General features: G+C 37.8%; 10 protein-coding genes. 9 read left to right on the plus strand and 1 reads right to left on the minus strand.

Annotated elements, in window-relative coordinates; all coding sequences use genetic code 11:
* Positions 1-155: 155 nt before the first annotated feature.
* The 9 genes from KE503_RS01160 (at position 156) to KE503_RS01200 (ending at position 10,148) form a co-directional block, all read left to right on the plus strand.
* A complete protein-coding gene (locus KE503_RS01160) occupies positions 156-1,268 on the plus strand; it encodes a radical SAM/SPASM domain-containing protein (RefSeq protein ID WP_212384306.1) in 1,113 nt (370 codons plus the stop codon).
* A complete protein-coding gene (locus KE503_RS01165; RefSeq protein WP_022375001.1) occupies positions 1,262-3,058 on the plus strand; it encodes an ABC transporter ATP-binding protein in 1,797 nt (598 codons plus the stop codon). Before KE503_RS01160 ends, KE503_RS01165 begins: the two co-directional genes overlap by 7 nt.
* A gap of 98 nt (positions 3,059-3,156) precedes the next feature.
* A complete protein-coding gene (gene srtB, locus KE503_RS01170; RefSeq protein WP_212384307.1) occupies positions 3,157-3,948 on the plus strand; it encodes a class B sortase in 792 nt (263 codons plus the stop codon).
* Positions 3,929-5,110, plus strand: coding sequence for an LCP family protein (locus tag KE503_RS01175; RefSeq protein ID WP_022375003.1), 1,182 nt, complete (start codon positions 3,929-3,931; stop codon positions 5,108-5,110). Before srtB ends, KE503_RS01175 begins: the two co-directional genes overlap by 20 nt.
* A gap of 27 nt (positions 5,111-5,137) precedes the next feature.
* Positions 5,138-5,458 (plus strand): hypothetical protein, encoded by a 321-nt coding sequence (locus KE503_RS01180; RefSeq protein ID WP_212384308.1) that lies wholly within the window; start codon positions 5,138-5,140, stop codon positions 5,456-5,458.
* A 70-nt stretch (positions 5,459-5,528) separates the two neighbouring features.
* Positions 5,529-6,260 carry a tyrosine-protein phosphatase gene (locus tag KE503_RS01185; RefSeq protein ID WP_212384309.1) on the plus strand — a complete coding sequence of 244 codons (732 nt, stop codon included), beginning with the start codon at positions 5,529-5,531 and terminating at the stop codon, positions 6,258-6,260.
* Between the two features lie 23 nt (positions 6,261-6,283).
* On the plus strand, positions 6,284-7,141 hold the full coding sequence (locus KE503_RS01190) for an immunoglobulin-like domain-containing protein (protein ID WP_212384310.1): 858 nt from the start codon (positions 6,284-6,286) through the stop codon (positions 7,139-7,141).
* Between the two features lie 15 nt (positions 7,142-7,156).
* On the plus strand, positions 7,157-8,737 hold the full coding sequence (locus KE503_RS01195) for a polysaccharide biosynthesis tyrosine autokinase (RefSeq protein ID WP_055196510.1): 1,581 nt from the start codon (positions 7,157-7,159) through the stop codon (positions 8,735-8,737).
* Positions 8,730-10,148, plus strand: a complete 1,419-nt coding sequence (locus KE503_RS01200) for a polysaccharide biosynthesis tyrosine autokinase (RefSeq protein ID WP_022375008.1) — start codon at positions 8,730-8,732, stop codon at positions 10,146-10,148. Before KE503_RS01195 ends, KE503_RS01200 begins: the two co-directional genes overlap by 8 nt.
* Before the next feature lie 172 nt (positions 10,149-10,320).
* Here KE503_RS01200 and KE503_RS01205 read toward each other — a convergent pair whose 3' ends face one another.
* The gene (locus KE503_RS01205) at positions 10,321-11,403 is read right to left on the minus strand and encodes a LacI family DNA-binding transcriptional regulator (protein WP_212384311.1); all 1,083 of its coding nucleotides are present in this window, start codon (positions 11,401-11,403) and stop codon (positions 10,321-10,323) included.
* Between the last annotated feature and the right edge of the window lie 104 nt (positions 11,404-11,507).

An 11,507-nucleotide genomic window follows, 5' to 3' on the forward strand; every position in this document is an offset into this window, starting at 1 on the left:
AAGGGGGCAAGGCGTTTGAAATAAAAGGAAAGTTTTTGGCGTGATAGGCACAAAGGATCACTAGTCCATACTCAAATATAAGTCAAAATAAAACTTCCTTTTTTCATTCTCACATCATATAATAAAACAGAACACACAAGAAAGAAGGTGAGCCAATGTACGATTTAGGTAATATGGATTCAATGGAAAAAAGACTGATTCAAAAAGCCTATATAAAACAAGATCCTATCAATGGGAGTTTAGAATTATTACCGCTTTGTAATATGAACTGTGACATGTGCTATGTCCGTTTGTCAAAGACAGAGATGGAACAAAAAGGCCGTTTAAGAACAAGAGAAGAATGGATTTCACTGGCTCGCCAGATGAAAGATGCAGGTACATTATTTTTATTATTAACTGGTGGGGAACCATTGTTATTTCCAGAATTTAAAGAGCTTTACAAAGAACTTCAGAATATGGGAATGATTTTGACAATAAATTCAAATGGAACACTGATCAATGAGGAATGGGCGGATTTCTTTGCAAAGCATAAACCACGCAGAATCAATATTACATTATATGGGGCAGATGATCAGGCATATGGAAAGTTATGTCATTATCCAGCTGGTTTTCAAAAGACAGTAAATGCAATCAGGATGCTTAGAGATAGAGAAATCGATGTCAAAATTAATGGAAGTATTACATCAAAAAATGAGGAAGATATAAAAAAGATCTTAGATATTGCAAAACAATACGATGCAGCAGTAAACCTGGATACATACATGTATCCGGCAAGCAGGGAAAGAAATAAGCCGTTTGATGAACAAAGCCGTATGAATCCAAAGGATGCGGCAATGGCAAAAGTATTGATTTATAAATACCAGATGGGAGACATTGCGTTTGAAGAATATAGAAGAGCAATAATAAATACGATAGAACAATATATACCAGAAAACTATGGCTATGAACGGCATATTTCCTGTCTTGCAGGTAATTGCTCTTTTACAATTAATTGGCAGGGAATGATACGTCCATGTGTGATGCAAAGTATGCCACAGGTAAATGTATTCGATAAAGGATTTTTACAAGGATGGGAAACGATTTCAAATGAAACAAAAAAGATACTTATCAATGAAGCATGTGTATCATGCAGGTACCGTCCAATCTGCAACACCTGTGCAGCTGCAGCATTGCTTGAAACAGGAAACTATGATGGAATACCAGAATATATTTGTGAATATACAAAAGAATTTTATAGAATCATGAAAGAAGGTGCTCGTATATGTTAGATGATGAAAATCAGGATCAATCAAATCAGAAAATATCATTTGAATCCTTAGATATTCTGATTGGTAAATGGAAAGATGGAACATTTTCAGAGATCATTGATGACTGGAAATGGATTTTTTCATATAGCAAACGATATAAAGGCGCGATCGCATTTTACACGATTCTTGGTATTTTCAGCACATCAATGGGACTGGTAGGAAGTGTTGCCAGTAAATATATGATCGATATCATCACAGGTTATCAGATGAGCAAGCTTTGGATTATGATCGTGATCACACTTGGAAGCGCATTTTGCAGCTTGACCATTGGAAATGTGATCGGTCGTATTTCAACAAAGTTAAGTATCTATATTAATAATGACATTCAGGCAGATATTTTTGATAAGATCATTGATGCGGACTGGATGGAGATCAGTCAGTACAGCAATGGAGATGTATTAAACCGATTTAACAGCGATGTCAGTACGATCAGTGGAAATGCGATCAGCTGGCTGCCAACGATCATTATTGCTGTTTATGATTTTATCGCAACATTTGTGGTTATTTGGCATTATGATAAGATCATGTCACTTTTAGCATTTGCAAGTGCACCTTTTATGCTCGTGATGTCTAAATTTCTGATCTCAAAGCAGAGAGAATATGGAAAGAAAGTCCGTGAAATGAGCAGTGATATGATGACGTTTGAAGTAGAAACATTTTATAATTTTGATACGATCAAATCATTTGGAATTTCTTCTCTATATGGAAAGAAGATGAGACAATGGCAGGAGAAATTTAAAGATATCAGTTTAAAATACAACATGTTCACGATCAAAACGAATATCTTAATGTCACTGGTTGGAATGGTCGTACAATATGCGGCATTTGGATATTGCCTGTTCCGATTGTGGACAAGAGATATCACTTATGGAACGATGACTTTGTTTTTGCAGCAGAGAAGCAGTTTAAATGGTGCATTTAACAATCTGGTATCAATTATTCCAAATTTTTTAAACAGCTCCATTTCAGCACACCGTATCAGAGAGCTTGCACAGCTTAAGAAAGAAGTACATATTCCAGAAAGTTCAGAGATGGACGATTATGTGGAAGATGGATTTGAAGTGAAGATGCGGGATGTAAACTTCTCTTATATCGAAGGAAACCGAGTTATCACAGATTCAGCATTTGTGGCAAAACCGGGAGAGATCGTGGCGCTGGTTGGTCCGTCTGGAGAGGGAAAGACAACGATGATCCGTTTGATCTTAGGTCTGATCCGACCGGAAAAGGGAGAAGCATATTTAAAAGCATCCAATGGAAAACAGGTGGAAATGAATGCCGATACTCGCCATTTATTTGCCTATGTACCACAGGGCAATACAATACTTTCTGGAACGATCGCTGAGAATCTAAGAATGGTAAAGCAGGATGCGACGGACGAAGAAATGATAGAAGCTTTGAAGATTTCCTGTGCGTGGGATTTTGTAAAGGAGATGGATGAAACGATCTATACAAAGATTGGAGAGAGAGGCCGCGGATTTTCAGAAGGACAGGCGCAGAGAATTGCGATCGCAAGAGCAGTCTTAAGAGATGCACCGGTATTATTACTGGATGAAGCGACATCGGCACTTGATGTAACAACAGAACGTAAGGTATTAAGAAATATCATACAACAGCGTCCGAACAAGACATGTATCGTGACAACTCACAGACCAAGCGTGTTAAATATGTGCCAGAGAGTCTACAGAGTTATGGAAACACAGGTCACAGAATTATCAGAAGAAGAATCAAGTAAGATGGCAATGGACTTTTAGGACAAAGGATGTCCGAATACGGAAGATTCGTTGACCGTATTTTCAAAAAAATGTATAATATACTGGATAAAATCTATGAAAAGTAAGGGGGGAAGACGATGAAGAAGAACGCATGGAAGATCATTCTGGCAATTGCAGTGTTAGTCTGCATAGTCTGCCTTGGACGTTTTGGATGGATCAAGTACCAGAATCATAAGACAGAGCAGGCAAGGCAAGAGACATTAAAAGCCATTGCAAGCACTGAATTTACTGGAGAGAATGATGGGGACGAACCAGAGAAAGTTCCAGCGGGAGTTAAGCATGGACAGAAGATTGATTTTAAGAAACTGATCAAGATCAACAGTGATATTTATGCATGGATCTATGTGCCAGGAACAAGAATTGACTATCCTGTGGCACAGAATCAGGAAGACGATACCCACTATTTAAAATATAACTTTAAGAATGAACCAGAGTTTGCAGGATGTATCTATACAGAGAAAGCAAACAAAAAGGATTTTACAGACCCTAATACTATTTTTTACGGACATAACATGAGAAATGGATCCATGTTCCAGAATCTTCACAAATTTGAGGATGAACAGTTCTTTAACAAACACAAAGAAGTATATGTATATACACCAAAGAAGACATATACATATACGATCTTTGCAGCTTACAAATTTGATGACAGACATTTATTAAAGACATTTAATTTTAAAAACAAAGCGAAGTTTGAGAATTATTTAAGAAATGTCAAGAATATCAGAGATATGGAAAGTCATATCAGAACAAAGCAGAAGGTTACAAGTAGCGACAAGATTATTACGCTGAGCACCTGCGTAGGAGGACAGCCACATAATCGTTATCTAGTACAGGCGGTGTTAACAGATGAAAGAAGTGCAGAATAAAGTAGATGAAGCAAAGAAACTCAATGACGAACTGAAGAAAGAGCTGGAAGGATATGATTCAGAGACAAAAGAAGAATTCCAAGGCTATGAAGTAAAGGAAGAGAAGCCGGAGAAGAAAAAGCAAAAGAAAAAGAAAACTCCGAAACAGATCGTAAAGAGAATTGTGATCGTGGCAGCGATCATCATACTACTTCCAACAGCGGTTATTTTAGGAATGTGGGCAATTGGGAAAAGTTCTCTTTTTGGCGGTAAAGTAGACATGTCGAAATCAGTGGATGGCGTAAAAGTCCAGAATAAGGGGGATTTGGTCATTTACAAAGGCCACAAATACCAGTATAATGAGAATATAACAAATATCTTATTTATGGGTGTAGACAAAGAGAATCTTGATTCCAAAGAAAGCAAGCTCAAGATGCGTGGAGCCGGGCAGGCTGACACCATATTTGTAGCAGCAGTTGATACCTCAACAGGCAAGGTTACACTTGTCAACGTTCCAAGAGATATTATGACTTACGTCAGATCATATGATAAGAACGGCAAATATGACGGGAAGAAACTTCGTCAGATCTGTCTGGCTTATGCATATGGGGATGGAAAGAAGAAGAGCTGTGAGAATGTAGCATATGCGGTATCACAAGTATTATACGGATTACCGATCCAGTCTTATATGTCCATTGACTTGTCAGCGATCAGCGTTTTGAATGATGCGGTTGGCGGGGTGAATGTTCAGGTGATCGGAGATCTGACTAGTGCAGATCCAGCTTTGAAGGAAGGAGCGAATGTCACACTGCTTGGTGGACAGGCAGAGACATATGTAAGATCCAGAGAATTTGAGCCATTGGATGCAAACTTGAAGCGTATGCAGAGACAGCAGCAGTATATTACATCTTATGCACAGAAAGCATTGCAGGAGATGAAGAATGACTTGACGTTACCACTAGATCTATTGAATCTTGTGTCTGACAATTCAGTAACGAATCTTTCAGCACCGAAGATCACATATCTGGTAACGAAAGTTTCAGGAAGCAGTTTTTCAGCTGATAATATTCAGAGTATCGAATGTAACATCAAAGAAGGTGAGACAGGATATGCGGAATATTATCCAGATGAGACGAAACTCTTTGAGATGATATTAAAGGTATTTTATAAACAGGTCAGCTAAGCTGAACTATTTAAGGGGGAACAGAATATGAAGAAGACAATCGTAATGTTAGCAACATTGATTATGAGTTTTGCTTTTGCAATATCTGTAATGGCAGCACCAAGTCCTGAGGACGAATACGATAATGATAATGGACCAACAACAACTTCACAGAAAAAAGAAACTCAGGAAAAGATTGATAAGAAAACAAAGATTACAGAAGATGAATTTGACAAAGACGGGGATAATGGAAGTTCTTCCTCTCCGAAGACTGGTGATCAGGGAGCACCGGTTACATTAGTATATGTATCACTGGCAGCTGCAGCATTAGCAGTATATGCAGCAAAACATGTACAAGAACAGAATTAATCACAATGTGCACCAAACAAAACCTCCGGTCGTAAAGAGACTGGGGGTTTTTCGAATATGAGGGTTGACTATGATAGATATACATACACACATTTTGCCAGGATTAGATGATGGTGCAAGAGATATGGACGATTCCCTCGAGATGGCAGTAATTGCAGCACAAAGCGGGGTTCATGCACTGGCGGCAACATCACATGCGAATACGGGAGGATTTTTCTCAGAATACAGCGTGGAAGAATATATGAAACGGCTTTCGGATTTCAGAAGAGAACTGGATAGAGAAGCTATTCCGCTAACAGTTTTATCAGGAATGGAGATTTTTATGACACATGAAGTTCCAGATATGATCAGGGAAGAAAGATTGCTGCCGCTCAATGAGACAGACTATTTCCTTATGGAATTCAGCTTTGGAATTGAGCAGGAAGAGATGGATGAACTGATAGATGGAGTGATGGAACTTGGAGTAACACCGATCATTGCACATCCAGAACGTTATCAATGTGTACAAGAATCGGCAAGGGGAATCTTTTACTGGATGGAACAAGGGTGTCTTACACAGATAAACAGAGGAAGTATCTTTGGAAGATTCGGAGAAAGAGCAAAGATATGTGCCGATCATTTATTGTCAAAAAGGATGGTTACCTGTATTGCAAGTGATGCACACAAACCATATGAACGGACAACATATATGGCAGATATAAAAGAATATATGGAAGATCATTATTCTTTTGAATATTCAAAGAAATTATTATATGATAATCCTAAGAAGATTTTTGAAGGAAAGAAGATCATACAAAAATAACAGAAGTTAGGAGACTTAGTGAGATGAAGAAATTAAAGATGGCAAGTTTTGTGATATTTTGTATATCACTGGCGGCGAGTTTGCTTTTTTGGTTTACACAAGTCAGAAAAGGGGACAGGATCGGACCGGTGATCACAATTGGTCAAAAAGAACTTACAGTGGATCTGAATGCGACAGATAAGGATTTCTTAAAAGGTGTAAAAGCAATTGATGCAAACGACGGTGATGTGACATCTTCTGTTGTTGTAGAAAGTGTATCAAACTTCTTAAGCGGAGGGCGCCGTCTTGTCGTTCTGGCAGCAGTGGATAATCATAACAATGTTAGCAGAGCCAATCGCATTGTAAAATATGCGGGGTATACCTCTCCGACATTTAATCTGAAGAAGCCATTGTGTTTTGAGTCAGGAGGATCTGTAAAGAATGAGGATCTGTTGAAGAATCTGACAGTCAAAGACAAGATTGACGGAGATTTGTCAAATCAGGTAAAGATTCTAACGAATTCTGTAGTAGATCTTTATACACCAGGGGAATATCCGGTAAAACTACAGGTAAGCAACAGTGCAGGAGATACTGTATCATTTCAGGCAACGATACAAGTATATAATGGAACAGAGAGATCAGAGATTCCATTTATCCATTTGAAGAAATATCTCGTGTATACAAAGAAAGGACATAAATTAAATGCCCAATCTTATATTTCAAAAGTATGTATGGGCGGAGATTATGAATCAAATGTCGAAGGGGACGTTGATAATAAGAAAGTAAGCATTAAGGACGAAGTAGATTATAACAAAGCAGGTTCCTATGAGATCACATATTCTGTAAAGAGTGGGAAGAGCCGTACAGGTACCGTAAGACTGATCGTGATCGTTACAGAATAGGAGGCAGGATGAGATATGAGTAATGAAAAACATAATATATCGGTAAATGATTATGAAATGAATATAGATCTGTACAGCATTCTCAGAGATATCAGCAAATATATTGTAGTGATCCTGCTGTTAGCCGCATCTATGAGTCTGTTGGCTTATGTATATGTAGGAAGAAGTTATCACAAGCAATATGAATCAACCAGCACATTTATTGTCAGCAGCAAAGGAAGTAACAACAGTGTATATTCTGATCTGAGCACAACGACAGAGATGGCAACAAAATTTTCAGAAATCTTAAATAGCAGTATTTTACAGAAAAAAGTTGCCAAAGAGATGAATATGGATTATTTTCCAGGAACTGCTTCGGCAGAAGTTGTCAATGAAACAAACCTTCTTGTATTAAAGGTACAGGCAGATTCACCAGAGATGGCATTTAGTCTGAATAAAGCGATCATGAATAATTATTCCGTTGTCACGAATCGGCTGATCGGTACAGTTGTACTTGATGTATTACAGAATCCAACCGTCCCAAGCGGTCCGGTGAATGAATTTCAGCCAGCAGCATTGATGAAGAAAACATTTGTTATGACAATAGTAGCACTATGTGGGTTGATTGCGATCATTTCATTTTTGAAGGATACCGTGAGAAAACCCAAAGAAGTTTCTAAAAAACTGGACGGAACGTTGCTTCAGACACTTTATCATGAGAGACTTTACAAGTCATGGAAAGCACGAATCCACAGGAAAAAGAGTAGTGTATTGTTGACAAATCCAGGAACAAGTTTTCAATATGTGGAAGATATGAAGAAACTGGCGCGAAAAGTCAGTAGTAAGATGAAAGATAAGCAGGCGAAAACCCTTCTTGTAGCCAGTGTAGAAGAGAATGAAGGAAAATCAACTGTGGCAGCGAATCTGGCACTGGCACTTGCAGAAGAATCAGAGAAAGTGCTATTGATCGATGCAGATTTAAGAAAACCATCACAGTATAAGATTTTTGGACTTGCACCAGAAGAAGTACAGGAATTTGGTGAGGTGCTGAATGGAAATGAAAAGTCAGACCATTTGGTTCATGCACTGGCAAAGTCAGAGTTACTTTTGGTTACAGGAACTATGATCTACCCGAATTCTACAGAAATGATCGCATCGGATATGTTTTATAAGATTGTAGATTTCTTCAAAGAACGACTGGATTATGTGATCATTGACACACCTCCAATGTCACAGGCAGCAGATGCAGAAGAACTTGTAGATTATGCAGATGCATCAATCCTGGTAGTACGCCAGCATACAGCCCTTGTAAAAGATATCAATGAGGCAATCAGCATCCTGAATTCAGGAGAAGGAACGATGCTTGGATGTGTATATAATGATGTATTCCATGGAATCGCACAAACAGCAAGAAATTATGGATATCGTTATGCATATGGAAGTGGAAGCAGTTATGGTTACGGGTATGGCTACGGAAATAAATATGGTTATGGCGGTAAATATGGCTATGGTTACGGCTATGGAAGAAGTAGTAGACAAAGCAAGCAAGAAGAACAGAAGGAACAACATAACAAAGATTCAGTGACAGAACGGCAGGTGAAGAAAGAAGATGAGTAAAGATTATGCAGAACATAGAGAGAATAGGGAGAATCTGATCGATATTGCCGGACTATTTGATGATCTGGTAAAAGTAGCATTTCAGTTGAAATTTAAATTTCTGATCACGATCATAGTATGTGGTGTAATTTTCTGTGGATATAAAAGGTTTACATATTCTCCATATTATATTGCATCGTCAACATTTACGATCAGTTCTAGTATTTCATCAGAGAATTCTAATACCTATATAGAAAATGCAACAGCGAATCAGATGGCAAAGTCATTTCCATATATTTTGCAAAGCGGAGCGTTTAAACAGGTATTAGCCGAGGACCTTGGAATGCAGTCAGTTCCAGGAACAATTGAAGCGGAGGTTATGGAGAATACAAACTTATTTACATTAAAAGTTACAGAGAGTAGTCCAGAACTTGCTCAGAAAGTTTTAGAATCCGTTGTTAAGAATTATCCGTCAGTTGCAGAATTTGTTATCGGAAGTTCCCAGCTGACTTTGATGGATGAAAGCGGAGTTCCAACAGCACCTGCAAACCCATTTAGTTATAAGCATGAGCTGGAGATCGGTGCTGCAATAGGAATCCTTTTATGTGTATTTTTAGATGTACTTCTTGCACTGGGAAAGAATACAGTAAAGAAAGAAGAAGACTTCAAACGCTTATTCCATGTAGACAGTCTTGGAGTTCTGCCTCATGCGAAATTCCATAAGAAACGTACCCAGGTAGAAGAACTGATCGTTTTGGACAATCCAAGACTTCCAAGAAGTTTTTTGGAAGCGTCAAGAACCGTACGAAGAAGAATTGAACGTGCACAAAAAGAAACAGGCATGAAGTCATTTCTTGTAACAAGTGCGATGCCAGGAGAGGGAAAATCTACAGTATCAGCAAACATCGCGATATCTTTGGCTATGAAAGGATATAAAGTAATACTTGTTGATGCCGATTTAAGAAATCCATCAACAGCAAAAGTTCTTGGAATGCAAGAGCAGGAACTTGGAACATTACAGGTACTAAAAGGCGAAGTCAAGATTGAAGATGCGGTACAGCCATATAAAGATACAAGTGTTATGGTACTGGCAGGTTCATCACCAATTCAAGATACTTCTACTGTCCTAAGCGGTGAGAACATGAGACAGTTTATAAAAGAACTGGAAGCAAAAGCGGATTTTGTAGTGATTGATACACCACCAAGTGCCATGTTATCAGATGCAGCGATCGTTGCACAGTATGTGGATGGTGCAGTTTTTGTTATCCGACAGGATTATACAGAAGCAGATCGTATTCTTGAAGGTATGGAAATCCTTTCAAGTTCTGGAGCACAGATCACAGGATGTATTTTAAATGATGCAAATGTGAAAGGAAATAGTTCTGAACATTATAAGAATAGTTATCGGTTGAAGGGGGAAGTGAAAGTTTAATTTGGAGTTGGCCAACTGTAGAATTCGAGTATATGATAAAAAATAAATAAGTAACTGAACGCGATGCGGTGGAATTTGTTCAAAATATGGCAAAATTCCAATGTATCGCGTTCAGTTGTTTTAAATATTGATTCTTATCTTATTTTTGTCACATATACGAAAGCCTATCAAATCAGCCTTTTGCTTTTCCCGTACTTCTTCGTTTTACGATAAATGGTTCAAACTCGAGTTTTGTGACAAAACTTCGAGGTTGATTTTTTGTCTTGGAATCACGGATACGAACAATGATATCAACAGCTTCCCTTCCCTTAGCTTCGATGGAATGTTCAACAGTTGTAAGAGAGATACGATTCATATCAGCCATTGGAACGTTGTCAAAACCACAGACAGAAAAGTCATTTGGAACTTTGTATTTCATTTCATATAAAGCATCCAAAATACCAAAAGCTACCATATCATTATATCCGACAAAAGCAGTGCAGTCCGTTCCTTCCTCGAGGATTTGCTTTGTGAGATTATACCCAGAGGAGTATTCCAAAAGATTTGGAGAAAGCAGATTATATTCTCCAGGAGAAAGAGAACGGATCTGTACACAATCATCTCCAAAGCCATGCTCTTTGAAAGTAGCGACAAGAGCATCATAACGTTTTGATCTGGAACGCTCAATATCAGTGATCGGTGTTGATATGTAAGTAATCTTACGATGTCCAAGAGAAATGAGATGTTCTGCGACAAGTCTTGCAGGTTTTACACTGCTGATATGAATCGAATCAAATGTGATCTCATCATTTTTATCACCGATATTAACGATCGGGATCTGTTTGGACATTTCGTTTACTTCTGGAAGAAATGAAGTTGGATACAGATAAATGATTCCAGCAGTATCAAGATCATTTTTCATAAGATCAAGATAATATTGTTCGGTACTTGGATTACGAAGCGTTGGTGCGACAAAAGTTAGATATCCGTAATCATGTGCCCGTTCGGTGATCGAATGTATCAAAGTTGTATAATAGTGATTTGATAAAAATGGACAGATGATCAAAATAACTTTAGAAAGAGGCTTGTTTTTTGATTCTGTTTGTTTCTTCTTTTTTTGGTAACCAAGCTCTTTCGCAGCATCAAATACTTTCTTCTTTGTACTCTCTGAAAATGAAACATTGCTTTTATTATTTAAGATCATGGAGATTGCAGATTGTGAGAGACCGACATGATCTGCAATGTCTTTGGTTGTAACTTTCTTCTTTAAGCCCATAAAATCCTCCTTAATCAAAATTATTTTAATTAATTAATAACTGTTAATAAAAAATTAAAATATTACTAATAAAAAATAAATTATTAATTAAAACCACATTTATC

This window comes from Anaerostipes sp. Marseille-Q3525 (genome assembly GCF_018223505.1).
Lineage (GTDB): Bacteria > Bacillota > Clostridia > Lachnospirales > Lachnospiraceae > Anaerostipes > Anaerostipes amylophilus.